The 26,234-nt window shown below is 70.0% G+C and carries 30 protein-coding genes; 15 read left to right on the top strand and 15 right to left on the bottom strand.

Going from position 1 to position 26,234, the window contains the following annotated elements; genetic code table 11:
* Positions 1–37 precede the first annotated feature (37 nt).
* Complete coding sequence (locus tag AB0B58_RS18885; RefSeq protein ID WP_360224975.1) at positions 38–412, bottom strand: spore germination protein GerW family protein; 375 nt, start codon at positions 410–412, stop codon at positions 38–40.
* Between the two features lie 77 nt (positions 413–489).
* Positions 490–849, bottom strand: coding sequence for a hypothetical protein (locus AB0B58_RS18880; protein WP_360224973.1), 360 nt, complete (start codon positions 847–849; stop codon positions 490–492).
* A 24-nt stretch (positions 850–873) separates the two neighbouring features.
* Here AB0B58_RS18880 and AB0B58_RS18875 point away from each other — a divergent pair, with 24 nt between their 5' ends.
* The 3 genes from AB0B58_RS18875 to AB0B58_RS18865 all read left to right on the top strand — a co-directional run bounded on the left by AB0B58_RS18875 (position 874) and on the right by AB0B58_RS18865 (position 2,315).
* Positions 874–1,401, top strand: a complete 528-nt coding sequence (locus AB0B58_RS18875; RefSeq protein ID WP_360224971.1) for an alpha/beta hydrolase — start codon at positions 874–876, stop codon at positions 1,399–1,401.
* Positions 1,402–1,496: 95 nt separating this feature from the next.
* Entirely contained in the window at positions 1,497–2,015 is a 519-nt protein-coding gene (locus tag AB0B58_RS18870) for a 2'-5' RNA ligase family protein (protein WP_360224969.1), read from the top strand.
* 102 nt (positions 2,016–2,117) lie between these two features.
* Entirely contained in the window at positions 2,118–2,315 is a 198-nt protein-coding gene (locus AB0B58_RS18865) for a hypothetical protein (RefSeq protein ID WP_360224967.1), read from the top strand.
* A 12-nt stretch (positions 2,316–2,327) separates the two neighbouring features.
* On the opposite strand, the gene AB0B58_RS18860 is transcribed toward AB0B58_RS18865, so the two are convergent.
* On the bottom strand, positions 2,328–2,744 hold the full coding sequence (locus AB0B58_RS18860) for a PPOX class F420-dependent oxidoreductase (protein ID WP_360224965.1): 417 nt from the start codon (positions 2,742–2,744) through the stop codon (positions 2,328–2,330).
* A 283-nt stretch (positions 2,745–3,027) separates the two neighbouring features.
* Entirely contained in the window at positions 3,028–3,765 is a 738-nt protein-coding gene (locus AB0B58_RS18855) for a DNA alkylation repair protein (RefSeq protein WP_360224963.1), read from the bottom strand.
* Here AB0B58_RS18855 and AB0B58_RS18850 point away from each other — a divergent pair.
* Positions 3,764–3,952, top strand: coding sequence for a hypothetical protein (locus AB0B58_RS18850; protein ID WP_360224961.1), 189 nt, complete (start codon positions 3,764–3,766; stop codon positions 3,950–3,952). The genes AB0B58_RS18855 and AB0B58_RS18850 overlap by 2 nt on opposite strands.
* A gap of 13 nt (positions 3,953–3,965) precedes the next feature.
* On the opposite strand, the gene AB0B58_RS18845 is transcribed toward AB0B58_RS18850, so the two are convergent.
* The 5 genes from AB0B58_RS18845 to AB0B58_RS18825 form a co-directional block, all read right to left on the bottom strand.
* On the bottom strand, positions 3,966–5,210 hold the full coding sequence (locus tag AB0B58_RS18845; RefSeq protein ID WP_360224959.1) for an ABC transporter permease: 1,245 nt from the start codon (positions 5,208–5,210) through the stop codon (positions 3,966–3,968).
* Positions 5,207–5,860, bottom strand: coding sequence for an ABC transporter ATP-binding protein (locus AB0B58_RS18840; RefSeq protein WP_360225314.1), 654 nt, complete (start codon positions 5,858–5,860; stop codon positions 5,207–5,209). The genes AB0B58_RS18845 and AB0B58_RS18840 overlap by 4 nt, the downstream gene beginning before the upstream one ends.
* A 15-nt stretch (positions 5,861–5,875) precedes the next feature.
* Positions 5,876–7,111, bottom strand: a complete 1,236-nt coding sequence (locus AB0B58_RS18835) for a peptidoglycan-binding protein (protein WP_360224957.1) — start codon at positions 7,109–7,111, stop codon at positions 5,876–5,878.
* Positions 7,108–8,031, bottom strand: a complete 924-nt coding sequence (locus AB0B58_RS18830) for a hypothetical protein (RefSeq protein WP_360224955.1) — start codon at positions 8,029–8,031, stop codon at positions 7,108–7,110. Before AB0B58_RS18830 ends, AB0B58_RS18835 begins: the two co-directional genes overlap by 4 nt.
* Positions 8,032–8,117: 86 nt before the next feature.
* Positions 8,118–8,510, bottom strand: coding sequence for a hypothetical protein (locus AB0B58_RS18825; RefSeq protein WP_360224953.1), 393 nt, complete (start codon positions 8,508–8,510; stop codon positions 8,118–8,120).
* A gap of 903 nt (positions 8,511–9,413) precedes the next feature.
* On the opposite strand from AB0B58_RS18825, the gene AB0B58_RS18820 reads away from it, so the two are divergent.
* From AB0B58_RS18820 to AB0B58_RS18810, 3 genes are read left to right on the top strand one after another with little or no spacing between them, the layout of a single operon-like run.
* On the top strand, positions 9,414–11,636 hold the full coding sequence (locus tag AB0B58_RS18820; RefSeq protein ID WP_360224951.1) for a glycoside hydrolase domain-containing protein: 2,223 nt from the start codon (positions 9,414–9,416) through the stop codon (positions 11,634–11,636).
* A 15-nt stretch (positions 11,637–11,651) separates the two neighbouring features.
* The gene (locus tag AB0B58_RS18815) at positions 11,652–11,984 is read left to right on the top strand and encodes a hypothetical protein (RefSeq protein WP_360224949.1); all 333 of its coding nucleotides are present in this window, start codon (positions 11,652–11,654) and stop codon (positions 11,982–11,984) included.
* Between the two features lie 27 nt (positions 11,985–12,011).
* Positions 12,012–12,695, top strand: coding sequence for a hypothetical protein (locus tag AB0B58_RS18810; protein ID WP_360224947.1), 684 nt, complete (start codon positions 12,012–12,014; stop codon positions 12,693–12,695).
* 124 nt (positions 12,696–12,819) lie between these two features.
* Here AB0B58_RS18810 and AB0B58_RS18805 read toward each other — a convergent pair whose 3' ends face one another.
* Together AB0B58_RS18805 and AB0B58_RS18800 are read right to left on the bottom strand one after the other, a co-directional pair.
* Complete coding sequence (locus AB0B58_RS18805; protein WP_360224945.1) at positions 12,820–13,647, bottom strand: ABC transporter ATP-binding protein; 828 nt, start codon at positions 13,645–13,647, stop codon at positions 12,820–12,822.
* Positions 13,634–14,311: a hypothetical protein gene (locus tag AB0B58_RS18800; RefSeq protein WP_360224943.1), complete on the bottom strand. Its 678-nt coding sequence runs from the start codon at positions 14,309–14,311 to the stop codon at positions 13,634–13,636. The genes AB0B58_RS18805 and AB0B58_RS18800 overlap by 14 nt, the downstream gene beginning before the upstream one ends.
* A 168-nt stretch (positions 14,312–14,479) precedes the next feature.
* On the opposite strand from AB0B58_RS18800, the gene AB0B58_RS18795 reads away from it, so the two are divergent.
* The 3 genes from AB0B58_RS18795 to AB0B58_RS18785 all read left to right on the top strand — a co-directional run bounded on the left by AB0B58_RS18795 (position 14,480) and on the right by AB0B58_RS18785 (position 18,356).
* Complete coding sequence (locus AB0B58_RS18795; protein WP_360224941.1) at positions 14,480–15,682, top strand: LLM class flavin-dependent oxidoreductase; 1,203 nt, start codon at positions 14,480–14,482, stop codon at positions 15,680–15,682.
* A 15-nt stretch (positions 15,683–15,697) separates the two neighbouring features.
* Entirely contained in the window at positions 15,698–17,074 is a 1,377-nt protein-coding gene (locus tag AB0B58_RS18790) for an NtaA/DmoA family FMN-dependent monooxygenase (RefSeq protein ID WP_360224939.1), read from the top strand.
* 181 nt (positions 17,075–17,255) lie between these two features.
* Positions 17,256–18,356, top strand: coding sequence for an acyl-CoA dehydrogenase family protein (locus AB0B58_RS18785; RefSeq protein WP_360224937.1), 1,101 nt, complete (start codon positions 17,256–17,258; stop codon positions 18,354–18,356).
* A 19-nt stretch (positions 18,357–18,375) separates the two neighbouring features.
* Here the strand turns inward: AB0B58_RS18785 and AB0B58_RS18780 are convergent, their stop codons facing one another.
* On the bottom strand, positions 18,376–19,800 hold the full coding sequence (locus AB0B58_RS18780; RefSeq protein ID WP_360224935.1) for a PepSY domain-containing protein: 1,425 nt from the start codon (positions 19,798–19,800) through the stop codon (positions 18,376–18,378).
* Between the two features lie 234 nt (positions 19,801–20,034).
* Here AB0B58_RS18780 and AB0B58_RS18775 point away from each other — a divergent pair, with 234 nt between their 5' ends.
* The gene (locus AB0B58_RS18775) at positions 20,035–20,649 is read left to right on the top strand and encodes an HAD family acid phosphatase (protein WP_360224933.1); all 615 of its coding nucleotides are present in this window, start codon (positions 20,035–20,037) and stop codon (positions 20,647–20,649) included.
* A 54-nt stretch (positions 20,650–20,703) separates the two neighbouring features.
* Here AB0B58_RS18775 and AB0B58_RS18770 read toward each other — a convergent pair whose 3' ends face one another.
* Positions 20,704–21,261, bottom strand: coding sequence for a hypothetical protein (locus AB0B58_RS18770; protein WP_360224931.1), 558 nt, complete (start codon positions 21,259–21,261; stop codon positions 20,704–20,706).
* A 41-nt stretch (positions 21,262–21,302) separates the two neighbouring features.
* Positions 21,303–21,803, bottom strand: coding sequence for a DUF6209 family protein (locus AB0B58_RS18765; RefSeq protein ID WP_360224929.1), 501 nt, complete (start codon positions 21,801–21,803; stop codon positions 21,303–21,305).
* 342 nt (positions 21,804–22,145) lie between these two features.
* On the opposite strand from AB0B58_RS18765, the gene AB0B58_RS18760 reads away from it, so the two are divergent.
* The 3 genes from AB0B58_RS18760 to AB0B58_RS18750 all read left to right on the top strand — a co-directional run bounded on the left by AB0B58_RS18760 (position 22,146) and on the right by AB0B58_RS18750 (position 24,154).
* Positions 22,146–23,024, top strand: coding sequence for a carbohydrate kinase family protein (locus AB0B58_RS18760; protein ID WP_360224927.1), 879 nt, complete (start codon positions 22,146–22,148; stop codon positions 23,022–23,024).
* Between the two features lie 105 nt (positions 23,025–23,129).
* Complete coding sequence (locus AB0B58_RS18755; protein WP_360224925.1) at positions 23,130–23,543, top strand: VOC family protein; 414 nt, start codon at positions 23,130–23,132, stop codon at positions 23,541–23,543.
* The gene (locus AB0B58_RS18750; protein WP_360224923.1) at positions 23,540–24,154 is read left to right on the top strand and encodes a glyoxalase; all 615 of its coding nucleotides are present in this window, start codon (positions 23,540–23,542) and stop codon (positions 24,152–24,154) included. Before AB0B58_RS18755 ends, AB0B58_RS18750 begins: the two co-directional genes overlap by 4 nt.
* A gap of 61 nt (positions 24,155–24,215) precedes the next feature.
* On the opposite strand, the gene AB0B58_RS18745 is transcribed toward AB0B58_RS18750, so the two are convergent.
* Complete coding sequence (locus tag AB0B58_RS18745) at positions 24,216–24,812, bottom strand: DUF4291 domain-containing protein (protein WP_360224921.1); 597 nt, start codon at positions 24,810–24,812, stop codon at positions 24,216–24,218.
* 146 nt (positions 24,813–24,958) lie between these two features.
* Here AB0B58_RS18745 and AB0B58_RS18740 point away from each other — a divergent pair, with 146 nt between their 5' ends.
* A complete protein-coding gene (locus AB0B58_RS18740; RefSeq protein WP_360224919.1) occupies positions 24,959–26,233 on the top strand; it encodes an alkaline phosphatase family protein in 1,275 nt (424 codons plus the stop codon).
* The last annotated feature ends 1 nt before the right edge of the window (position 26,234 follow it).

Here is a 26,234-nt window from a genome sequence, read left to right as displayed (position 1 = left end):
GGCCGCCGCAGCCCGGCCATCCCTTACGAAACAGGCGCTAATTCCGCGCCCGCCTCTTGATCAAGGCGCGGACCACGAGCAGCGCCGCCACCGCGACCAGCTGGCCGCCGAGAACGATCCGGTTGACGTCGACGACGGGACGCCAGCTGACCTCGTTGTCCTTGAGCACGAAGACCCCGAGGGGCTTGGTCGCCGTGCCGAAACCGCCGCCCATCCCTCGCCCCTGCCGGCCCTCGTCCTCCTGCCCGCTGCCGCTTCCCCCGCCGGCGCCGCCGCCGACCCGGGCCACCGGCAGGAGCAATGCCCCTTCATGCAGAATCGGGGCGCCGAACGCCTTGCCGACCGTCGCGGTGTCCACCGCCTCCTGCAGGGTGTCCAGCAGGCCTGCGTCCTGTACAGAGTTGACCGTCATGGCAGATCCCTCTCTCGTCACCGGGCCTTCGGGCTCTGTCGTCACCGTACCGATGGCGCCGGGATCCGGCGTGCGTTCTACTCCTCGACGTAGCGGCGCAGGGCCTCGACAAGCTGCCGATCGTCGACGTCGCTGTACGTCGCCCCGTCCGCGCCGACGAAGATCATGAACGGCCCGCAGGTCTCGTCCTCGCCTCTCATCCGCACCTGTGCGAGCCTGCGCCGGGTGGCGACCTCGTACAACGTCACCCGGAAGTTGCTCACCTTCATCGGCACCTTCTGCGGCTTCGGCTCGTCGACCTGGCAGTCCTTCACCTTCGCGCCGACCGACACCTGTTCGGCGCACGCCATCAGCTGCACCCCGGCCGGGTCCTTGGGGTTCCACGCGTCCTGCACGGCCGCCGTGGCCTCGTACGGCAGATCGTAGATGGGGATCACGGCTTCGAGGCGTTCAGCGGCGTCATGTGCACGGACGGCCTGCACCCCAAGGACGCGAACTCCTGGCCGGCGGCGACCGCCAAGGCGGACAAGCGCGCCAAGTACTTCGGCCGCGCCTGGGCGTGGGGCAGCGTGCAGTGCGCCCGCAACTCGTGGACGGTGCGCGACGAGGACGCCTACACGGGGCCGTTCACCCGCCGCACGGCGGCACCGGTGCTCGTGGTCGGCAGCTACTGGGACCCGGCCACGAACTACGAGGAGGCGGTCTCGTCGGCGAAGCTGCTGCCGAACAGCCGGCTGCTGTCCAGCACCAACTTCGGGCACACCGCGTACGGCACCGGGGCGTGCGCCACCGAGGCGATCGACGACTACCTGCTCCGCGGCACGCTCCCGGCCAAGGGCAAGGTCTGCCAGGGTGACGTCCAGCCGTTCACCGAGCCGCTGGAGACGGGCGAGCCGCAGCGGATGACGGCCATGCGGGCCGACGAGTCGAAGCAGCTCCCGCCGGTGGCGGACCGGATTCCGACGTCCACGCTCAACGGCACCCGCTGACCCCGTAACCGCAGGAGATCCGTGACCCGGGTACGCGCTCGCCGTGTGCCCGGGTCATCCCATGCCCGGCGGCGCCGGGCCGCTACGGTGTCCTCGTGGTCGCGGCTCTCGAACTCTATCTGGACGTCAACGCGACGCGGCGGCTCCGTACGCTGTGGCACGCGCTGGAGGCGGAGGGCATTCCGACCCTGGCCTCGCTGCTGGCCGAGCGGCACCGCCCGCACCTGTCGCTGGTCGCGGCGGCCCGGCTGGAGCCCGAACCGGTCGCGGCCGCGCTCGCGGACCTGGACCTCGGCGTCGGGCTGACGCTGGACCTGGACTTCGTCGGCCAGTTCGTGGGCCGCGTGCTGTGGCTGGGCGTCACCCCCACCGCGGAGCTGCTGGAGGTGCACCGGGCGGTGCACGAACGCCTGACCGCGGCCGGGATCGACGTGTGGGACCACTACCGGCCGGGCCGGTGGGTGCCGCACTGCACGGTCTCGCTGCGGGTGCCCAACCCGCTGCTCGCCACGGCGCTGCGCCGCTGCCTGGAGATCCTGCCGGTACGGGCGACGGTGACCGCGGCGTCCGTTACCGATCACGCGAACGACATCGCACACGCCCTCACCCGGTGAGGTCCGCCCGGCATTCGCCTCACATCGGCGGTACGGCGGCCGATGGTTGCGAGCGGATTCGATAGGGCCGGGGCGATCCGGCCAGTTGCGAGGAGGCGACCCATGTCGGTCAGTTCCGTCGGTGCGGGAGCGATGTTCGCGTTCAGGGCCGCGACCGGGGCGGGCACGCCGTCCCCGTCCGCCCAGCAGGCCGAGGTCAACGCGCAGGCGGACCTGTTGCAGGCGCTGATGGGTCTCCGCCTGCCCGCGATCGCGGCCGCCCGGCTGTCCGACGGCACCGGGGTCGACCTGTACATGTGAGCGGCGGGGCCGTCACAGGGCGATGTCCCTGGCGCCGCTGATGCGGTCGATGCGCAGCCGGCACAACAGCTCGCCGTCGACGGCGTTGCGCTTGCCGTAGTCGGGCGCCAGCCGGGCCGGAACGTACCGCTCGGCGATCCTCGTGGCCCACCCGAGCAGGTCCGGGTCCCGGGGTTCGAGGCTGACCGGGCCGCGGACCACGGCGAAGTCGTAGGGGTATTCGGACACGTCCACGGTGAGCGCCGCCCGCGGATTGGCCCGCAGGTTGCGCCCCTTGACCGTCTGCTCCGCCGTGGTGAACACCAGATCGTCGCCGTCGACCACGAACCAGACCGGTGCCACATGCGGCTCACCCGCCGGCGAGGCCGTGGCCAGCTTCCCGGTGCGGCTGCCGACGGAGATGAAATCGATCGCTTCCTGCCGGGTCATCGCTGCCATCCCCCCAGCATGCCCCGGGACGGCCTGCCCCGCAGGCGACCGGCCGGTCCGCGTTCAGCGCGACGGTAGGCCGAGGCGCTGACCTGGCCGCGCGCGGGGACGTCCTGGACGACAACCTCTACACCGCGCCGGGCCGGTTCGGCGGCGGTGGCGCCGGCATCACGTGGCTGGTCGGATCGGCCGAGGACGTCGCCAAGTCCCTGCGCAAGTACCAGAACCTCGGCATCACCCACTGCGTCCTCTCCGACACGCCCTACCTGCCGGAGATCAAGCGTCAGGGCAGCCGGCTGCTGCCGCTGCTGCGCGGCTGAGACCCCCCGCCCTTGGCCAGCGACAGGTAGTGGTCACGCTCCGGCCGGTCCAGGTGCTCGATCGAGTACCGGAGCGCCGTGCGCGGCATCGTCGCCGCGTGCCGGTCGAGGAAGGCGCGCAGCAGGTCACCGTCGTGATCACCAGCCGTACGCAGCATCCCGCCGACGACCGTCTGCACGAAGTGCTCCGGGTCGTCGACGAGCAGCTCGGCGATGGCGTACATGTCGTCGGTGTCGCCCTGGCGCACGAAGAACATGGTCGCCCAGATCGCGGTGCGCCGCTCCCACAGGTTCGACGACCGCGCCAGCCGGTACAGCACGTCGCGCGGCTTGTCCTGCAGGTAGCCGCCGACGACGTACTGTGCGCCGAGGTCGACGAGCCCCCAGTCGTCGATGCGGTCCATCCGGCGCAGGTACAGCTCGTAGAGCCCGCGGCGCTCCTCCGCGCCCGTCCTTCTCCGGCGCGCCTTCTTGTCCATGATCGACAGAGCGCCGACGCGGGCCTCGTAGACGGGGGTGTCCAGGAGGACCTCGATCTCGCCGAGGGGAAGATCGAGGTACTCCTTGGCCAGGTTGAAGATCGTTCCCATCGCCAGGCCGAGGCGCGGCTCGCCCTCGTCCGCGCTCGGCACCGGTCCGCCGGCGCCGCGGGGCGCCGCGCGGAGGCGATCGACGAACGTGGAGGCGGTGAGGTCGGCCATGGCTACCCATCCTGGCCGACCGCCCGCCCGCACGCCAGCCGCCGCCCAGGAGCCGTCCTACGAGGCGGCGGGCGCGTCGCGGACCGCACGGGCGTCGGCATCACCCACTCCCGTCCCCTCAGACACGCCCTACCTGCACGGAATCAAGCGCCAGGGCAGCCGGCTGCTGCCCCTGCTGCGCGGCTGAGGCAGCTGACGCGTCAACGCTGGAGTGCGCGAACCGGCGGGATTCGTGCGGCCCGAGTAGCCGGGATCAGTCCGGCGAGCAGGCCGGCGACGGCGCTGATCGCGCAGGCTCCGAGCGCCGATGAGATGCCGATGACCGGCGTCCATCCCTTTGCCAGCGACACGACGCAGGTAACCAGGATTCCCAGGAGTACGCCGATCACTCCACCGAATCCGCCGAGAGCGCCGGTCTCGAGGATGAGCTGTAGAAAGATGTGGCGTCGCCGACCGCCGACGGCTCGACGGAGTCCGATTTCCTGTGTTCGCGAGGCGATACCGGCGGTGGCCGCGTTGCCGATCGAGATGGTTCCGATGAGCAGGGCGGCGGCGCTGATGATGACCGTGGATTCGGTCACGCTGGACTCGATGTCGTTGCGCAGGGTTCGTGGGTCGGGGGGCGCCAGGGCGCGCAGGTCGGCGGGGGCTTCGGGCCGCAGCGCGAGTGGTGCTTGGGTACCGATCAGCTGGGCTGCCCCGAATGCTGTTTCGATCAGAACGTCGTGGTTGGCAGCGGCGCCGGCCGTGGTGCCCGAGAGCTTCGTGGCGACGGAGTAGGGCATGATCACGGCGGCCATGGCTTCCGGGCGACGCGCGACGTCGCGATAGATCCCCATGACCGTGTAGGCGCGGCCTTCCAGGAAGACCGCGACGCCGATCCGCCCGATATTCAGTTTGTGCGCTATCGGCTCGGACAGCAGGAGAACCGGGCTGGCGTTGCGTTCCTGGAAGTCGTCGTAGGCGCGTCCCTGCGTCAGACTCGGTGCCATGACCCGCACCGCGGCGGGATCGGCTCCGATGACGGTGATCGACGTGCCTGACTGCCGGAGATCGACGGTGCGGCTGATCGGGTGTTCGTCGAGGGTCACTCGTCGGCCAGCGGTGACCACGCCGTTGAGGCGGGTAAGCCGGGCCAGTGCGGTTTGGTCAAGCCAACTCGCCGGTGTCTGGTCGCTCTCCGGCTCCACCAGGACCTCGGTGGCTCGTCGCATGTCGAATGCCGAGGAGACCTGCTGGTTCAAGGTGGTTCCCAGACCGAGGCTGGCCACGAAGGCCGCGGCTCCGAGGACGGTGCCGAGGACGGTGGCCAGGGAACGGCCGGGATTGCGCAGCACCGACAACGACGCCTCACGGATCAGATCGCCCCAGTTGAGTCGCGCGATCCGTAGTTGCAGGGACCCTTCGTGAAGCTGATTGTGCCGGCCGGGACCGAATCTCTTCATGCTTCTCTCACCACGCCGTCAGTCACCTGGAGCAGCCGTCCTGCCTGTGCCGCCACCACTGGATCATGGGTGACCACGACCACGGTCAGTCCGTCGGTATTGAGTTGGCGCAGCAGGTTCAACACGACTTCGGTGTTCTCGCTGTCGAGATTTCCGGTCGGTTCGTCGCAGAACAACACCCGGGGCTGCGCTGTCACCGCACGAGCGATGGCAACGCGCTGACGCTCGCCACCCGAAAGTTGACGCGGGTCGGCCAGCATCCGATGCGCGAGACCCATACGTTCCAGAGCCTCGGTGGCCAACTGCCGGCGTTTCCGTCGCCGGTGCGGCCCGTAGAGCAAGCCGATCTCGACGTTCTCCAGAGCCGTGCGGCCGGCCAGCAGATGAAAGGACTGGAAGACGAATCCGAAGACCTGGCCACGGATCGCGCCGCGCAGTGCCTGCCCGCAGGTCACCGTCTCTGCGCCGGCGACCTTGTAGGAGCCGGTGGACGGAACGTCCAGCAGACCGAAGATGTTTAGCAGCGTCGATTTTCCGGACCCGGACGGTCCGGTGATCGAAACGTAGTCACCCGCGGCAATGTGCAGGTCAGTGGCGCGCAGTGCATGCACCGGTTGGCCATCGTCGTAGGTGCGAGTCACTCCCTGCATGGTCAACATCTGATTTCACTCGCCCGCTTGGTCGCCGACCACGACCGGCACGCCCTCGCTGAGGGATGATTCGTCGGGCTCAACGATCTCGACCCAGCCGCCGGCAGTCCGTCCGGTCGTCACGGTGACATCAGCCTGCTTGCCCTCGGGCGACACGGTGGTGACAAAAGTGGTTCCGTCAGGGCGGGAGTAGATGGCCGTCACCGGGACAGCCAGCACCTCGGCTCCGCCGGACGCCAACTGCACATCGAGTCGCAGGGACCGATTCACTCCGCCACCGATCGGCTCGCCGGTGAACTGGAACCGCACCTGGAAGCCGTTCTGGCCGGCCGCGTCGGCCACCGGATCCTTTCCCACGGTGGTGACGGTCGCCGTCGCGTCCTCGCCGGTGAGGTCGTCGGTGGCGGTGGCCTTCTGCCCGGCACGCAGCAGGGCCGCCTGGTCGCGATCCGCGATGGCGACGACGGCTGGCGCCTTGCCGTCGAGCTCGAGCAGGGCTGACTTGGCGTCGGTCAGCACTTGGCCGACGCGGGCAGGCACCGCAGTGATGATCTTATTGGGGCGGTTGACCACGAGGACCGCCGCTTGGGGGATCTCACTGGTTCGCTCGAGGCGCGCGCCTTGCCGGTCCTCGCCCGCCTCTTCGGCATCAGTCTCGTCGACGTTGGTCGCCGGCCTGCGGTCATCGTCGCCAACAGAGCCGGCAGGGTAACCACGATCCTGGTAGAACCGGCTGACCTGCTGCCGGGTGACGCTGTCGAACTTGCCGGACACGGGCACCCGGTAGCCGATCCGACGCAGGGCACGCTGGATCTCGGCCACATCCGGCCCGGTCAGGCCGGCGGTGATGTCGCGGTACAGGGGAAATGCGAGATTCAGCACGAACATCGGCTGGCCGGCGCGTTCCAGCACGACGCGGCCCTCCCGGAGGCGTTCGCCCTTCTTGACCGCGACCTTGGTCACCACGCTGTTCGGTCCCAGAGCCGCCGCCGGCGCCAGCACCTTGATGCTCTGACCTGGGCGCAGCTGGCCCCGGAGCACTACCGGCTCGCTCAGTTCTCGACGGGCGGCCTCCGCCGTCACCACGGACGGCGGCGGCGGTGCGGCCTCCGCGGCGACCTGAGCCGGTGACCGCAGCTGGGGCCCGAAGAACGCTCCCGCCCCGGCCACGAGCATCACTGCCAGGAACGACGTCGCGATGAGCGCCACGAAGCGCCGCCGCCGCCGGACCGGACCGTCCACCGCGGTCATGCCTGACCGATCAGCGTGGCCGCCTGCTTGGCGATCTGCTCAATCTGGGGGTTCAGCTCGGTCAGCTCGGACTCGTTCTTCGCGACGAGGCCGCGTTGCACCTGCATGACCAGGTCCATTTGATCCTTCGCGATACCGGTGTCGCGCCGGCACCGGAACCAGGCGACCGCAAGATCGGACTCTTGAGCGCTGGGCCGGTACTTCCGAGCCGGTGTCGCCGGGCCCACCTCGACCGTGCCCGGTACGCCCTTCGGCGTCCAGCTTGCCGCCGGGTCCTCGGCGCCCGCGCCGATCGGCACACCGAACAGACCTGGATCGGGGAAGCGGTAGAAGGCGTCCTCGTCGTTCGTTCGGTATCCCTTGTCAGCGAGGCAGGACAGAAGCTTCGTCCAGCGCGCACGACCCATCCGCTCATTCACCGTCAGATGAAACGGCATACTCAAGGAGTTACCCAGGTCGAAATAGCTGTAGTACACCTTCTTGGCGTTTGCCGAAAGCTTCTTCCAGGCGTCCTCGGAGCACTGCTCGGAAGCACGGTCGTAGTTCGGGTCGAAGCTGACGACGGACGGAGGAATGGCCGGCTCGTCCTGCCCGAAGCCGTCCCGTCGCGCTTCCTCCTCAGAGGCAGGGCCGAAAGTCTTCTCGGTGACGATCAACTGCGGGAAGGGATTCCTCGGCGCCGCAAGCATGACCTGCAGGTTCTGCGGGTAGCCCTTGTCCGCCAGGCACTGATTGAGCACCTTCAGCTGGGCGTAGTCGACAGCCCCCAAGCTTGCGCCGCGGAAGATGGCGAAGGGCTGCTCCACCTGCTGGCCGGCCGCATCGGCCGGCGTCGCCCCGACGCCCTGGTCCGAGCAGGCGGCCAGTGGCCCCAGCGTAAGAGCTGCGGCGGCAACGACCGCACACCACTTCTTCTTCACGGCTTCTTGCCTCCGCATTTCATCCTTCTCAGCAAAGCTCGCGTGGGTGGCGGCACCCGAAGGGCCGCCACCCACGCGAATCGATATCAGGCGCAGCGCTTGTGGGACTGGTTCCAGGGAGAGATGGACTGCTCCTTACCGCGGGCGATGGTGGCGTACCCGTTCCGGTAGCTGGTGGAGACGTACAGCGTCACCGCGCAGCTGCTGTCACGGTTCCAGATGCCCTTGGCGTTGCCATCGAGGTCCATCAACGGGTACAGGTCCGGGGTGTTGCCGAACTGGTCGTCGGTGTGGTTGGCGTCGTTGTACCAGAAGTGCCGCTGGTACTGGCTGGTGCTGAATCCGTCCCAGATGTACTGGAAGCAGATCTCGCCGCTGTTGCAAGCGGCCTTCTGGTCACCACGGTCGACGGCGTGAGCCGCCACCGGCGAGACCGCCAGAGTGGCGGCACCGACCACCGCGGCAGCGAACATGCGCATTGCGCCCATAACTGTTTGGTCCTCCACGAAAGCGTCCACATACAGAACCAGCCGTATGTGGTAATTCGGAATTTAGCGAATGGCAGGCGGGGTTAGCCTGTTCGAAATCACCGAGGCTTTGGCGCGAATGAGCAAGGACGACACGGGTGCGTCCGTCGGCTCGCGCACCCTCGGACCGCGAAATGATTACGACCGAAAAGCGTTCGCCCCGTTGCTATTCGCCAGATCTTTCTGGCCAAGGGGCCATTGGTCGAATGCACGTGAGTCGGGCAAAACCCAGCGCACAAATGCACTCGAGCCGGACATATCCTGACGGCGCCGGGCCGCAAAATCAAGAGCGTAAACGCCGCCTATGGCGAGGGTCACAAGCCGCTGGCGAATCACCCATTGGCGGATGCAGCTCCTATTGGGCGATCGAAAGGCGTTAACGGACATTGATTACTCCATCGAATCGGACACACTTGCACCACTGTTACCAGAAAGGGCGTATCTACGTGATTGCCGCCAGGCCGGAACGCCTGGCAACTTTGCCCGAGCCTTGAGTACAAGGGTGACCAAAAGTGCGACGAGGTAGCTCCTAGGGAGATTCAGATAACCCACGTGTGACAAAAAACACTTAACCTGGATGCGCGTTTTGCTCCGTATATGATCTTCACGCAAATCGTAAATGCTAGGTCAATTTAGCGGGGCATCTGAATGGATGATCGCGTTCTCGAAACGCAGCGATGAGCCCCGCGGTGGCACCTACCCAATTAATGCCGGCGGGACCGACAAAGCGTGATCAAGATTGTGTAAGCCGCCTGCCACTTGAGCGAAGACTCGCGGGTGAATCCCCAGGAAAGGCCCGCCCTGCAGTCCCGCTGCAGTTCGCACTGTCACGCATCCCTCGAATAAGGATCTTAAATGCCCCAGGTTGACGAGCTGGTCCTTCGGGCTCAGCGGTTCATCAACAGCACGTATAACAACGGTGCCACCCTCGGCATATCCAAGCTGGCTGAGGACGGCCGCACCGGCTGGACCACGATGTACGCCCTGACCAGGGCGCTGCAGTACGAGATGGGCATCACCGGGCTATCGGACTCCTTCGGCCCGACGACACTTTCGACGCTTCAAACAAAGTATCCTAAGCTCAATCAATCTACTGTTCCGTCGTGGAGCTTCGCCTGCATTCTTCAGTCTGCCCTGTACTGCAAGGGCTACGACGGCGGCGGTATCGACGGCACCTACAACTCCCGCGTCCAGGATGCAGTAACGAAGCTGAAGCAGGACATGGGAGTCGCCAACGCATTCCCGGGCAGTTCACTTGAACCCAAGGTGGTCAAGGCGCTGTTTAATATGGACGCTTACGTCACCGTCAACAACGGGTCGGCGGTGATTCGTTCCATTCAGCAGTGGCTGAACGGCCGATACGTCAATCGTAGGGACTTCTACATCATTCCCTGCGACGGCCACCACTCGCGCGATGTCGCAAAATCTATGCTGCTGGCGGTCCAGTACGAGATTGGCATGGCCGACGGCACCGCGAACGGCACATTCGGGCCTGGCACACAGGCAGGGCTGAAGTCCCATACAGTCGTGGTCGGCGCCACCGACACGTGGGCGCACCTGTTTACCGCGGCCATGACCCTGAACGGGCGGAACGTTCCCTTCGGAAGTTTCACCACCTCCGTGCGGGCCGCCGTGCAGGAGTTCCAGTCGTTCGCGAAGCTTCCTATCACTGGAGCTGGTGACTTCCAGACGTGGGCGTCGCTGCTCGTCTCCTATGGCGACCAGACCCGCAAAGGCGAGGCGTGCGACGGCGTCACGAAGATCACGCCGGCGCGTGCCCAGACGCTGAAGGCCGCCGGCGTCAAGTACATCGGCCGGTACCTCTACAACCCCTCCAGCACCAGCCTGCCGGAGAAGCAGATCCAGCCGGGCGAACTCGCCACGATCAAGCAGTACGGGCTGCGCTGCTTCCCGATCTACCAGACGTGGTCCCGGTCCGCGGATTACTTCAATTACCCACAGGGCTGTATCGACGCGTCGAACGCCATCGAATGGGCGAAGATCCACGGCTTCAAGCCAGGTTCGATCATCTACTTCGCCGTCGATTACGACGCTATGGACGGCGAGGTGACCGATTACATCCTCCCGCATTTCCAGGGCATCTACCGCACCATCGGCGAGCTCTCCAGCTACGGCGTCGGCATCTACGGTCCCCGCAACATCTGCCAGCGCGTGTCCGACGCAGGATACGCGGCCACCTCGTTCGTCTCCGACATGTCGTCCGGGTTCTCCGGAAACCTTGGCTACCCGCTGCCGACGAACTGGGCGTTCGACCAGATCGCCACGATCTCGGTTGGCTCCGGCGACGGCAAGATCGAGATCGACAACAACATCGCCTCCGGCCGCGACACGGGCCAGGGCGACTTCGACCCGCCGAACCCCAACACGAACGATCTGGACGTGGACTTCGACAAGACGAAGTATCGGGCAGCGCTGCTCGCCGACGTCCAGACGTATCTGACGTCGATCGGCGTCCCGGAGACCGGCGGCTCGGGCTGGAAGGACAAAGATCTCGTCACCTGGAACATGATGACGACGACGGAGGCGTTCACCCGCATCATGGACGCCGACTGGATGTTCACGAACCTGGCCCGGCAGCTGAAGATCCGCAAGGCGCTCATCCAGGCACCCGTGCTGTGGGAGCTGCGCAAGCTGAATCCGGGCGATCCTCTGGGGGATGACCTCGTCAGAAGCGGGCTGTTGGATGACAGCAGCACCGGCTGGGGACAGATCTTCGCCTGGGTGACCATCGAGTCCCGCAACTTCTGCATCGAGCGGCATATCATCAACGGAACGCCGTTGCACGAGACCAATGACAAGCGTGCGGTTTGGGATCGTCTCCAGGACCCGCTTTACAACATCTCATCTGTGGCCTACCTGACGATGTACAACGCGTTTCAGGTCGGGCTTCCTGGCCCGACGCTCACCACCAGTCAGGCCGACTCCCAGAAGATCCTGGCCCGGTACAACGGCGACGAAAACGACGAGGGCGGCGAGAACGTGAAGCAGTACGGACGCGAGCTGATCGGCCTGTACAACGTGCTGGAGAACTACAACAAGCTCAGTCGCGCGCAGTAGCCGGGGACGCCGATCATGGAGAACGACCACAGGCGGAAGCTGCTGCTACCCATCGGTGTGAACCTGCTGCTTGGGATTCCGGCCATCGTCCCGTTGTTCCTCGCCTGGTACATCATGGTGAACTGGCCACTGGCTGCCCTCGGATGGACGCAGCGGGAACCGACCGAGAACGACGGAATGCTCCCTTGGCTGGTCATCGCCGCTGTGGTGTTCGGCCTGTTCGGCTCCATCTGGGCCCTGATCAACCTTTGGATGCGCAGCAGGACGCCCGTCCGGACGTCCCATTACTGGATCGCGTGCGTGCTGGCATCCCTCCTGCCGTACTTCACGGGCTTCCTTCTGTTCTGACGACTTCAGGAAAGAGACACGGGAAACATGAACCACCAGACAAATAGGCGGACCGTCCTCAGAACCGCTGCCCTAACGGGCGCGGCCCTCGCCGTCGGCTCGGCCCTGCCCACCTCGTCCGCATCGGCAGCCGAGGCCCGCAAACCGAAGCGTCCGGAGACCTCGGCCAACGGGTGGACCATCCAGACGAACCTGGACCGCGACTCGCAGGTGTGGACCCGGTCGGTAGCCGGAGCGGGGTTGAGCGTGGCGGTGTGGATCGGCGACGTCGAGGCGATGCTGCTTCACGTGGTGCGCCGCTTCCACTACGAGATCGAGGAGATCCAGCAAATTGACCTGACCGGCTGGCGGGAGATCGGGACGCTCCGCAAGGGGCTGCCGGAGTCCAACCTCGCTTCCGGTACCGCGGTGCGTATTCGGCCGGGCGCCAGTGCGAAGGGCGGGTTCTTCCCGCTGCAGGAAATGGTTCTGCGGGACATCCTCGCCGAATGCGAGGGTGTCGTGCGCTGGGGCGGCGACGATCGTGAGGTGGATGAGTCGCTGTTCTACATCGCAGTCGGTCCGCACGACAAGCGGGTGCGGAAGGTAGCCGACAAGCTCCGCGGGTGGGAGGCGACACCTGGCGAGGGCGCCGGAGCGGGTGTGGATGTGCTGTCCCCGTCCCGGCGAAGTCGAGCCGCGAGCCTGGCCCGCAGCCAGCGTTCAGCCTGACCGGCGGATACCTCCGGCGCTCCGGATGTTCGCGTGTTGCGCCGTCATCCACCAGTCGGCCTCGGCGATCACATAGCCGACGACGCCTGTCCCGGCCGGGCGGACACCGGCCGGGACAGGCGGGCTAAGTGGCGGCGGCGTCGCGAACTGCATGGCCGACGGTGGCGCGCCGCGCCGCGTACGCGGGCAGCCCGCGCAGTTCGTCGGGTTGCAGCCCGGTCCGCGGCAGGTCCACGGCGACGTCGAGGGCGACCCGGCCGGGGCGGGCGCTGAGGACGACGACCCGGCTGCCCAGGAAGACGGCCTCGTCGACGCTGTGCGTCACGAACACCGACGTGCGGCCGGTCGCGGCGCTGACCCGGCGCAGGTCCTCCTGAAGGCGTTCGCGGGTCAGTGCGTCGAGCGCGGCGAACGGCTCGTCGAGCAGGAGCAGCGGGTTCTCGACTGCGAGCGCGCGGGCGATGGCCACGCGCTGCTGCTGGCCGCCGGAGATCTGCCAGGTACGGCGGTGCGCGACGTCGGTCAGGCCGACCTTCGCCAGCAGCTCGGGCACCCGGGCGGCCCGCTCCTGCCGGGACACACCGGCGTAGCGCAGCGCCAGCTCGACGTTGCCGCCGACGGTCTTCCAGGGGAACAGCCGCGGCTGCTGGAACACCAGTCCCGCGCCGCGGCCGGGGCGCGGCACGGCACCGCCGGCGCGCACGCTGCCGGACGTCGGCTCCTCGAACCCGGCGATGAGGCGCAGCAGGGTGCTCTTGCCGCAGCCGGACGCGCCGACCAGGACGAGGAACTCCCCCGCGGCCACGGTGAGGTCGACGGGACCGACGGCGGTGACGGCGCCGGCGCCGGTGCCGTACACGTGTTCGACGTGGTCGATCTCGATGGCGGGCGCCTCCGCCGCCGGGGCCACGACGGCCCCGGCGGCGGCGGTTCCGGGCTCAGGAGAGGGCACTCGGCAGCCCCTTCACGTAGATGGCCTTCTCGACGGTGGCCAGGTCGGGCACGGCGTCGATCTTCTGCTGCGCCTTCAGGAACTCGGCGGCGCTCACCAGGTTCTGTGCGAGCTTGCCGACCTCCGCCTCGGTGCCGAGCCACTCGTCCGAGGACAGGTCCGCCGGCTTGAGGAAGACACCCTGTGCGAGCTGCGCCTGCGCGTCCGCGGCGCTGATGTTGAGCTCCTTGCCGACCGCCGTGGCGGCGGCCGCCGGGTCGCTCGCGATCAGGTCGAGCGCCTGTGCCTCGGCCTTGCGCCACGCGTCGACGGCGTCCGGGTGCGCGGTGGCGAACGCGGTGGAGACCACGCCGAGGTCGAGGGTCGGCTTGCCCGCCGTGGCCAGCTCGCGACTGGTGACCAGGACCATGCCGGTCTTCTTCAACTGCACCAGCTGGTCCCACACCGCGGCCGGCGAGGGGATGAACGTCGGGTTCCGGGTCGCCCTGGCGGTCAGCTCCAAGAGCAGGTAGAGCACGACGAGGGCGAGCACCCGCAGCCCGATCCGGCGACGGCGGCCGGCCGGCGCGCGCGGGGAACGCGTGGCGGCCGGCTCGGCGACGGCCGGGGCGCCGGGCGTCGCCGGCCTCCCGGTGACCGGCGGAGTGGATAGGGAGGTGCTCACTGTGTCACTCCTGCATACGCACGCCGAGGGATACCCATATTTCCTATCGTTAAACTGGGATATGCGCAAGGGGTGACGCCGGGGTTGCGGCGTAAAGCATATCAAGCCCATAGGACTTGTGGGCATCATGGATGGGCTCTACGGTCATCGCCAACGAAGGAGAGATCGATGCCCGCAGCCACACCCCTGCACCTGGCGGTGGCGCTCGACGGTGCCGGATGGCACCCGGCCGCCTGGCGCGCACCGAACGCCCGCCCCACCGAGCTGTTCCGGCCCGGCTACTGGGTCGATCTCGTACGGGAGGCGGAGCGGGGCCTGCTCGACCTCGTCACCATCGAGGACTCCCTCGGGCTGCAGTCGTCGCGCCGCGACGGCCCCGACGACCGCACCGACCAGGTCCGCGGGCGCCTCGACGCGGTGCTCATCGCCGCCCGGGTGGCGCCGCTCACCCGGCACATCGGCCTGGTGCCCACGGCGACGGTCACCCACACCGAGCCGTTCCACATCTCGAAGGCGATCGCCACCCTCGACCACGTCAGCAACGGGCGGGCCGGCTGGCGGGCACAGGTGTCCGGCCGGCCCGACGAGGCGGCACACTTCGGACGGCGGACGATCCCGCCGCCCCGGATCGACGACCTCGACACCCCCGAGGCCCGGGACCTGCTCCGCGATCTCTTCGACGAGGCGGCGGACCACATCGAGGTGGTCCGCCGCCTCTGGGACAGCTGGGAGGACGACGCGGAGATCCGCGACGCGGCCACCGGCCGGTTCATCGATCGCGACAAGCTGCACTACATCGACTTCAAGGGCGCGAGGTTCAGCGTCAAAGGCCCGTCGATCACGCCCCGGCCGCCGCAGGGGCAGCCGCCGGTGACCGCGCTCGCGCACGCCGCCATCCCGTACCGGCTGGGGGCCCGGAGCACCGACATCGTGTACGTGACGCCGGCCGACGCCGCGCACGCGGAGGCGATCGTGCGGGAGATCCGGGAGGAACAGGCGATCGCCGGCCGCGCGGACCAGGCCGTACACGTCTTCGCCGACCTGGTCGTCTTCCTGGGCGACACCGACGCCGGCGCCCGGGACCGCAGGGCCCGGCTGGACGACCTCGCCGGAGCCGCGTTCACCTCCGACGCCACCGTGTTCACCGGCACCCCGCACGGGCTCGCCGACCTGCTGATCCGCTGGCAGGGCGCCGGGCTGACCGGCTTCCGGCTGCGCCCGGGCACACTGCCGGACGACCTCGAGGGCATCACCCGCGGGCTGGTGCCCGAGCTGCGGCACCGGGGCGCGTTCCGCCACGCGTACGAGGCGGCGACGCTGCGGGGGCTGCTCGGCCTGCCCCGCCCCGCCAACCGACACGCCACCACGTGAGCGCCGGGAGCGATGATGAGCAAGCCCCGCAAGCAGATCCACCTCGCCGCGCACTTCCCCGGCGTCAACAACACCACCGTGTGGACCGACCCCCGCTCCGGCAGCCACATCGACTTCGGCTCCTTCGTGCGGCTCGCGCAGACCGCCGAGCGGGCCAAGTTCGACTTCTTCTTCCTCGCCGAGGGCCTGCGGCTGCGCGAGCAGGCCGGCAAGATCTACGACCTTGACGTGGTGGGACGGCCGGACACGTTCACCGTGCTGGCCGCCCTCGCGGCGGTCACCGACCGGCTCGGGCTGGCCGGCACGATCAACTCGACCTTCAACGAGCCGTACGAGGTGGCCCGGCAGTTCGCCAGCCTCGACCACCTCTCCGACGGCCGGGCCGCCTGGAACGTCGTCACCTCGTGGGACGCGTTCACCGGGGAGAACTTCCGGCGCGGCGGGTTCCTCGCCGAGCACGACCGCTACAGCCGGGCCACCCAGTTCCTGGAGGCCGCGACCGAGCTGTTCGACTCGTGGCCCGGGCCGGGTGTCCCCGCCGACCGCGACCGGGGGCGGTTCATCGAGGACCCCCGCATCGGCGCCTTCGGCCACCGCGACGCGCACTTCGACATCACCGGGCAGTTCAACGTCCCCCGCAGCCCGCAGGGCCGGCCGGTGATCCTCCAGGCCGGCGACTCCGACGGCGGCCGCGAGTTCGCCGCCCGCACCGCCGACGCGATCTTCAGCCTGCACGGCACCCTGGAGGCGGGACAGGCGTTCTACTCCGACGTCAAGCGGCGCCTCGCCACCTATGGCCGCACCCACGACCAGCTGCTCGTGCTGCCCGCCGCGACCTTCGCCCTCGGCGACACCGAGGCCGACGCCCGGGAGAGGGCGGCGGTCATCCGCCGTCAGCAGATCAGCGGCCAGACCGCGCTGCGCCTGCTCGAACAGCTCTGGAACCGCGATCTGAGCGGCTACGACCCGGACGGCCCGCTGCCCGACATCGATCCCGACGTCGGCGACACCCACATCGCGCGCGGCCGGGCCAGCGTGCGGATGCACCGCGATCCGCTGGCCACCGCGCGCGAGTGGCGCGAGCGCGCCGAGGCGGGCAACCTGTCGATCCGCCAGCTGATCATCGAGGTGTCCGGCCGGCAGACCTTCATCGGTACGGCGACAACGGTCGCCGACACCATCGACGAGCTCGTACAACGGGACGCCGCCGACGGTTTCATCCTCGTACCGCACGTCACCCCGGACGGGCTCGACGAGTTCGCCGACACCGTCGTGCCGCTGCTGCAGGAGCGGGGGGCGTTCCGCACCGAATACACCGGGACGACCCTTCGGGACCACCTCGGGCTGGCGGTTCCCGAGCGGGGTGTCGCCGTCGCGGAAGCCGCCCTATGACAACCCTCGACACGGCGGCGCTGGACAACCCGGCATGCGCGAGCGCGGCGAGACCCCGCTGCTGCACGCGGCCGCCGACAACACCTCGGCCACCCGCCTGTACCTGTCGCTTCCGGTCGATCACAGGTCCATCGGACACTACAGTTCGACTACACGGGAACCCGAGCGAAGGCGGCGCAGCATGGCGGCGACGAGCCCGACGACTCCGACCTCCGCGCAGGCCGTCAATGCCGGCGACGACCATCCCTTCGTACGCGGGGTCCGGGAGTACGCCGAGCGGGTGCTGCGCCCGACGGCGTTGCGTACCGACCGCGAGGGCGTCACCGCGGAGCGCATCGGGGAGCTGCGCGAGCTGGGCCTGCTCAACCACCTCGCCTCGGCCGAGCACGGCGGCCGGTCCCTGGACCGCGGCGCCGACCGCCGGATCCACGAGATCGTGGCGGGCGCCTGCTTCAACACCTGGCTGGTGTGGGCCCAGCACGCCGCGGTGACCGCGCGCCTGCCGCGGTCGCCGCTGCCCGAGACCGCCCGCAGAGCCCTCACCGGCGAGATCCTGCTCGGCGCCTGCATCAGCGACGTGCGCGCGTACCCCAAGCGGTTCATCGAGGCCAGGCGCGTCGGCGGCGGATGGGTTCTCAGCGGGACCATCTCCTGGGTCAGCGGCTGGGGCCTGCACTCGGCGCTGACGGTCGCGGCGGTCGAGCCGTCGACCGAGACCGTCGTGACCGCCCTGGTCGGGGTCGGTGCGCATACCCGCGCGACCGCCCCGCTCGACCTGGCCGCCGTCGCCGGCAGCCGGACCGAGCGGGTGCTCCTCGAGGGCGCCTTCGTCCCCGACGATCACGTGATCTCGCGGCAGACGCTGGAGCGGACCCGGTTCGACGACATCGCGACGGCCGGCGACGCGCGCGGCCACCACTTCGGACTCGCCGAGACGGTCCTGCGGGAGCTGGCGGAGACCCCGGACCCGCTCGTACAGGCGGTCGCCACCGCCTGGCGCCCGCGCGTCGCGCGGATCCGGGAGACCGCCTACGCCCTCGCCGACGAGGCGGCCGCCGCGGGCGGCGGGCCGCACCGGCTCCAGGAGCGCCTGGACGCGAAGGTCGCCAGCGGCGAGGCGCTCGCCGCGCTCACCCGCGCGCTGGTCGTCGCCCGGGCCGGCCGCGGCCTGACCGGCGACGACACCGCGCAGCTGCACGCCCGCTCCGCCCTGTTCGTTCTGGTACAGGGGCAGAGCGCCGACGTCCGGCGCGCCCAGCTGGCCCACCTCGCCGGCGGATGAGCGCGGCGATGAGGAACCGTCACCTGCCGGCGGGTGCCGGCGAGACCGGCACGTCGGTGTCGCCCCGCCCGCGGACGCCGACGACGACGGCGTCGATGACGAGGAAGGCGGCCAGCGGGACGCCGAACAGCGGCATGGCCCAGCCGATCGCGAAGACGACCGGCACGCCGGCGGCAACGGCCCAGGCGGGCAGGCCGAGCCAGGCGCCGCGGGCCGGCGGTGCGCCGACGAGGGCGCGGCCGGCGACGCGGGTGGGGCGGCGCTGCCACCACATGCGGTAGCCCCAGACGATGACGCAGAGCAGGCCGACGGCGAGCGCGGCGAGCAGGATCTGGTTGACCGCGCCGAACAGGACTCCCATGTGCGCCTGCACCCCGAGCTTGCTGAGCTGGGCGAGCAGCGGCCAGTCGGCGAAGTCGCTGCGCGCCACGACGGTCGACGTGGCGGGGTCGACGGCGATCCGGTCGAGACTGACCGGCCAGGTGTTGTCGATGCCGGCCGCGGTCCACGGCCGGCCGCCGGTCTCGGGAACGGAGAGCTCGATCGGGCCGGTCAGCCCGTTGTCGCGGGCGACCTTGAGCACGGTGTCGGCCTGGGCCGGATCGACGGGTGCCGTGGCGGCCGCGCCGCCATGGTGGCCGCCCGCCGCGGCCGCCCCGCCGGTGTCGAGGTCCGGGGTGTGCGCGTCGAAGCCGTCGAGGACGGCGGTGAACGAGGCGCCGGCGTAGCGGGACCAGGTCAGTCCGGTGGCGGAGAGGATGAGCAGGCCGACGCTGAGCCAGACGCCGGTGGCGGCATGCCAGCCGCGGGTGCGGCGCACGCCCTTCTTCGCCGCGAGCTCGGGCGCGAACATCCTGCGGACGCTGCGGCGCCGCCGCCACCACAGGACGATTCCGCCGAGGGCGAGCACCCACAGCCAGCTCGCCGCGAGTTCGGAGTAGTGCCGGCCCACGACGCCGAGGTGCAGGTTGCGGTGCAGGTCGTCGAGCCAGGTGGTGACCGGGGTCGAGCCCCACCAGGTGGTGAGCTGCCCCCGCACCGCGCCGGTGTACGGATCGACGTAGACGGTGTGCTGGTTCTCGCCGAGGTCGGGCTGGGAGAACACGACCCTGGTGGTGCCGTCGCCGGTGCCGGGCTGCACCGCGGCGAGGGTGCCGCCGGGATGCGCGGCGCGGGCGGCGGCGATCTGCTCGGCCAGCGGCCGCGCCGTGTCACCGGCTTCGGCCACGACGAGCTTGTCGCCGTAGAGCACGGAGTCCAGCTGCGGGGTGAGGGTGTACAGCAGGCCGGTCAGCGCCGCCACCACCAGGAACGGGGCGACCAGCACGCCCGCGTAGAAGTGCAGGCGCAGCAGCAACGCGGCGAACGCCGAAGGCCGGCGGATCGGGCGGACGGGCGTGCTGGTGGGTGTCGCGGGCTCGGTGAGGTCGGGGGTTACGGCCACGGCTGTCCTCGTCGGGGGTGTCGGCGGCGCCCGGGGCGCCTGGCATCCAGGGGGTCGGTCGCCGCGCCGGGTGGACCCGCCGGGCGAAGTTCAGCCAGTTAGTCGTCGCGCCCCGGCCCGAAGTTCCCGGCGATTCCGGAATCCCGATTGCGACGCCGTGCGTCCAGCCGCCGTCCGGCCACCGGCAACCAGATATTGATGCCAGACGATGCATTCGGCCCTAGAGTGGCTCGCATGAACAGCCTTCTTCGCTGTGCCGCCGCCGTCGCGACCGCCACCGCGCTCGCCACCGGCGTACCCGCCCCCGCACACGCCACCCCCACCGTGCAGGGCACCTCCCACCGGGCCGCCGCGAGCCTCTCGCTGCCGCCGTACCAGACCTGGCTCGACGACGTCACGGCCGTGGCGGACCGGGCGGAGAGCTATCTGGACGACCGCCTGCCCGACTCGTCGGTGCGCGCCGCGATCGTGCTGGACATCGACAACACGGCGCTGCAGACGGCGTACCGGCCCGGCCTCACGTCGCCCGCGACGCCGGCGGTCCTCGAGGTCGCCCGGCAGGCCGCGGACTCGGGCGCGGCGGTGTTCTTCGTGACGGCGCGGCCGCAGATACTCGGCTGGCAGTCCGAGGCGAACCTGCGCTGGGAGGGGTACCCGTTCGCCGGCATCTACCTGCGCCCGTGGTTCGACACGCAGCCGGACCAGGCGCTGAAGACCGCCGCCCGCACGGCGATCGAGAACCGCGGCTACACGATCGTGGCGAACATCGGCAACAGCGCGAGCGACCTGGCCGGCGGGCACGCGGAGCGCACGTTCAAGCTCCCGGACTACGACGGCCGGCTCGGCTGACGCCGACGGGTCGGGCGCCCGGCGGCGTGCCGGGCGCCCGTTCGATCCACCCGCTCAGACCCGGCACTGCCAGGAGTACGGGTTCCGGAAGTCGGCGAAGCGGTCGACAGTGGCGTACCCGAAGGTGCTCTCCCGGCACGCGACAAGCATCTCGATGCCGGTGTACGCCGGCTCGTCCGCGCCGGTGACGCAACGCCAGCTGTAGGCGTCGCCGCCGACCAGCACGGCGCCGTCCGCGCCGGTGGTGCGGCAGTAGCGGTCGAGGTCGGGTGCGATGATCTCGTCGCGTACCCGCCAGCACTGGACGCTGCCCGAGCGCCAGAAGTCGCCGATGCGGTCGACCGCGTCGGGGTTGCCGTAGGTCCAGCGGCAGGCGGCGTCCAGGGTCAGGTCGGCGTACCGGTGGTCCTCGGTGCGGCAGTGCCAGTCGTACGCCGAGCGGCCCAGCGCGATGGCGTCGGCGTAGCCGAGCGAGCGGCAGTAGCCGCCCAGGTCGGGCGCACCGAGGTGGTCCGGTGGCCGGGGCGAGGCGACGGCCGGGGCGGCCCACACGCCGAGGGCGGCCGAAGCGCCGAGAAGCACGGTGAGCAGGGCACGGACTATTACGCGCATGCGTAACCTTTCGCGGTGGTGGTCTGTCGGCGCTCGGGTCGTCAGGATGCGACCGCGAACCGGTAGTTCGCCCCGTACTGCGAGTCGTACTCCCGGCAGCCGGCCCGGTCGCCGGAGACGAACCACAACTCCAGCTCCTGCGTGCCCGCGCCGAGCGCGAGGGACGCCAGCACCTTGACCTGCCGGCGGTTGCTGTTGAGCTCGGTGACCGGCCGGCGCTGCACCGCGCCGCCGTCGATCCGGTACTCCACGCCGATGCTCCACGCGTCGCCGCCGGCGTACTGTGCGCGGCAGGCCGGCAGGCGCGCCGGGTCGAAGTCGATGAGCACCGGGGCGTTCGCCACGATGGCGCCCTCGACGGTGGTGCTCCAGTCCGGCGAGAAGCGGATCACGGGCGCCGCGGCGGTGCCCGGTGCGGCGGACGCCGGTGCGGCGGACGCCAGGGTCGCGGCGGTCACGCCCAGCAGGATCGCGATGCCGGCGCGGACCGCGGCGGCACGCGAGCGGGTCGGGCGGGCGGTCGGGCGGTGGGTGAGGCGCATGCTGGTTTCTCCGCATCAAGGGTGAGTCGGCTGCCCGGAAAACGCCGGGACCGGCGGCGCCGGTCATCGCGTCGACAGCGTCCGGGCACGCAGAGCCTTGCAAGTTCTTGCAAGAGACGTCAACTCCAGTCAATGCGCCAGGACGGGAGGATCCGGCCCCGCGCCCAGCTCACGCGGACGCCGACCAGTACGCCCCTACCAGCGATGGTGAGCCTAATCACGAAGACCGAGGCGGCGGGCGTCGCCCGCATCGGGCCGAGCCTTCGCCCCGCGAAACCGGCGCGCCTCGCAGTCGTAACTGAAACTTCTTGCAATCGGCGTCCGGTGCGGGAGGATGACGTCATGCATCGCGTCCTCGTCGCCGGCCCAGCCGCATGGAACCTCATCGTCCGCGTGGCGGATCTGCCGCCCCCGCAGCCGCACGCCCTGTTCGCCCGGTCGCATCACGACAGCCTGGGCGGCACCTCCGCCGGCAAGGCACTCAACCTCGCCCGGCTCGGCATGCAGGTCACCCTGCTCACCCTGGTCGGCGACGACGACGCCGGCTCGCGCATCACCGCCGGGCTGCGCATACCCGGAATCGACCTGGTGGTCTCACCGAGCGCCAACGGCTCCGAGCGCCACGTCAACCTGATGGACGATCAGGGACAGCGGCTCTCGGTGTACCTGACCCTGCCCATGCCCGCGCAGACCGTCGCGGTCGCGCCCGAACTGATCGACGCCGCCGACGTGGTCGTCGCCGACCTCGCCGACCACGCCCGTCCGGTGCTGCGCGCGGCGCGCCGCGCCGGCAAGCCCGTCTGGTGCGACCTGCACGACTACGACGGCGTCAGCGAGTTCCAACGCGAGTTCCGCGACGCGGCCGACTACCTGTTCCTCAGCGGGGAACGCCTCGCCGACCCCGAGGCGTTCCTGCGCGAGCGGACGGCCGCCGGCAGCCGCCTGGCCGTCTGCACGCTGGGCGCGCAGGGCGCGATCGCCTGCGAGCGGGGCGGGCGGGTCATCCGGGTACCGGCCACCCCGGCCGGCGAGGTCATCGACACCAACGGCGCGGGCGACGCCTTCTTCGCCGGCTTCCTCGCCGCGCACCTCGGCGGCGCCCCGCTCACCGAATGCCTGCGCCAGGCGTCCCGGGCGGGCGCGACGGCCGTGCAGACCCGCGACCTCGCCGCGGCGACGCTGACCCCCGAACTGCTGCGCGCCGGAACCCCGCTGACCTGAGCGTCACCGATGTCCGTTTCGCGGCCGGCCCGCCGCCGCCGGACGCGACCAGACCGATCAGGAATCGAGAAGCGCGGGCCGCGGGGCGCACCTAGCGTTGCTGGCATGGACATCACGATCTACTCGAGCTTCCTTCCACATGACGACCCGGAGGCCGCCGTGGCCTTCTACCGCGACACGCTCGGCTTCGAGGTCCGCAACGACGTCGGGTACAACGGGATGCACTGGATCACGGTCGGCCCCGCGGGACAGCCGGGCACCTCCATCGTCCTGTACCCGCCGGCCGCGACCCCCGGCCTCACCGACGACGAGCGACGCACGATCCGCGAGATGATGGCCAAGGGCACCTTCGCCAGCGTCCTGCTGGCCACCGAGGACCTCGACGCCGCCTTCGAGCGGGTCCAGGCCGGCGACGCCGAGGTCGTTCAGGAGCCGACCGAGCAGCCGTACGGCGTCCGCGACTGCGCCTTCCGCGACCCCGCCGGCAACATGGTCCGGATCCAGGAGGTGTCCAAGTGACCGCCATCGAGTACGTGTCCCTCGAGGTCACCGATCCCGCGGCCGCCGAAGCCTTCTACGGCGAGGCCTTCGGCCTGGGCAAGATGGTGGACTTCCGCGCCTCGCAGGCGCCGACGACCGGCTTCCGCGGCTTCACGCTCTCCCTGGTGGTGTCCCAGCCGAGCACCGTCGACAGCCTCGTCGGCACCGCCCTCGCGGCCGGCGCCACGACGCTGAAGCCGCCGAAGAAGAGCCTCTGGGGCTACGGCGCGGCCGTACAGGCACCGGACGGCACGATCTGGAGCGTCGCGACCTCGTCGAAGAAGGACAGCGGCCCGGCGACCCGGCAGATCGACGACATCGTGCTCCTGCTCGGAGTCGCGGACGTGAAGGCCAGCAAGCAGTTCTACGTCGACCGGGGACTGGCCGTGAAGAAGAGCTTCGGCAGCAAGTACGTCGAGTTCGACACCGCCGGCTCCCCCATCAACCTGGCGCTGTACGGCCGCCGAGCCGCCGCCAAGAACGCCGGCGTCGCGCCGGAAGGCACCGGATCCCACCGGATAGTCGTCGGCGGCGACGCCGGTCCCTTCACCGACCCGGACGGGTTCGTGTGGGAGGCGCCGCCGGCCTGACCCGCGACAGAGCCGACCGGGACCCGCCGCGACCGTCGCGGCGGGCCCGGTGCCGTCGGCATCAGGCGTCGGCCTGAATGCGCCGGGCGATGGTCCGGCCCAGCGGGTAGGGGCGTTGCGGTGGCAGCAGCCGTTGGGCCTGTGCGTGCCGGCCCGCGCGGACCAGTGCGTCGATCTTCCGTACGGTGGGGGTGAGCTCGGTCAGTCCGACCACCCACTCCTCGGCGTAGGAGCGGATCAGGGCGCGGCCGATGCCGACCTGGATGCTGTAGTGGTTGAGTGCCGCGCCCCGCAGCGACCGTTCCGGATCCCACTGCACGTGCACGCCGGCGGCGGCGAACGCCGCGTTCCAGGCGACGGCGCTGCCGTGGACGGCCGGTTCGGGTGCGGTGAGCACCGCCTGCGACAGCGCCTGTTCCCAGCCGGCGCGGGTGACGCGTACCCCCAGAATGCGCTCCTGGCCGGGCTTGCGTGCCCAGTTGCTGCGGTGCATGAGCCACAGCAGCGACGGCTTGATCCAGGTCATCCGGGTGAGCGAGAACGGCGCCACGAAACGCCCCGCGGCCAGCGCGGAGTCGGCGATGGCCGGCGGGAACGCCTGGTACAGCACGATCGTGTCGGCGTCGAAGTCGGCGCGGATCTGGCGCAGCAACGGCATCGGCCCACCCTCCGGCATCAATGGTCGATGTGACCCTGCCATGCCTGCCGGCGATCGACGAGCCGGTTTTCGAGCGCCCCTTCCTGTCGATCACAGGCGGCCGTAACATCGATTAACGTCAATCCCGCGCGGCAAAGGGGCCGTAGATGAGTGATGTGACCCGGCGTGACTTCCTGTCCGGAGCTCTCGCCCTCGCGGCCGCGGGTGCGACCGGCGCCGCCCTCGATCCGGAAGCCGCCGCGGCGGCGGCGCTGCCGGCACCCCAGGACTCCGGCGTCGACCACATCGTCGTGGTCATGATGGAGAACCGGTCGTTCGACCACTATCTCGGCTGGCTGCCCGGCGCCGACGGCAGGCAGGCCGGCCTCACGTTCGTCGACCGGGACGGCGTCGCGCGCCAGACCCACCACCTGACCGTCCCGCACGGCTGCGGGTTCAACGACCCCGATCACTCGTACGCCGGAGGCCGGGTCGAGCTCAACGGCGGCGCGTGCGACGGCTGGCTGCGCGCGGGCGACAACGACGTGTTCTCCATCGGCTACTTCGAGGCCGCGGACCTCGGGTTCCACGGACGCGCCGCCCTCGACTGGACGGTCTGCGACCGGTACTTCACCGCGATGATGGCGCCGACGTACCCCAACCGGCTCTTCCTGCACTCCGGACAGACCGACCGGATCACCACGTCGATCGACCGGATCGCCCGGATGCCGGCCGTCTGGGACCGGCTCGCCGCGGCCGGGGTCTCCGGGCGCTACTACTACAGCGACGTGCCGTTCACCGCGTTGTGGGGCACCCGGCACCTGGGCATCAGCAAACGGATCTCGGCGTTCTACGCGGCCGCCGAGGCCGGGACGCTGCCGGCGGTGAGCTTCGTGGAGCCGGGATTCCTCGGCCGGATCGTGCCGGGGCTCTCCGAGGACGAGCACCCCCTGGCCGACATCCGGCTCGGCCAGCACTTCCTCGGCAAGGTGTACGACGCGGTCGTCTCCGGCCCGAACTGGCCGCGCACCGCGCTCGTCATCACGTACGACGAGTGGGGCGGCTTCTTCGACCACGTGCCACCGCCGGAGGGGCCGGACCCGAACCCGGAGCTCGGCGCCGGGCTGCGCGGCTTCCGCGTACCGTGCCTGGTGATCTCGCCGCGGTCGCGGCGCGGAACGGTGGCGCACGGCCTCTACGACCACACGTCGGTGCTGAAGATGATCGAGTGGCGGTTCCGGCTGGCGCCGTTGACCGTGCGGGACGCGGCCGCCAACAACCTCGCCGAGGTCCTCGACTTCGAGAACCCGCCGGTGCTCGCCGCGCCCCGGTACCGCGTTCCGCGGCCGCTGACCTTCGGCTGCCTGCCCCAGCCGCGCGCGAGCGGCGACGAATGGGCGGACCTCGCCGAGGTCGCCGCCCGCCGCGGCTTCGCCGTGTAGC

Origin of the sequence: Actinoplanes sp. NPDC049118 (genome assembly GCF_040648555.1) — a bacterium.
Classification (GTDB): Bacteria; Actinomycetota; Actinomycetes; order Mycobacteriales; family Micromonosporaceae; genus Actinoplanes.
This window is presented reverse-complemented; position numbering and strand designations above follow the sequence as displayed.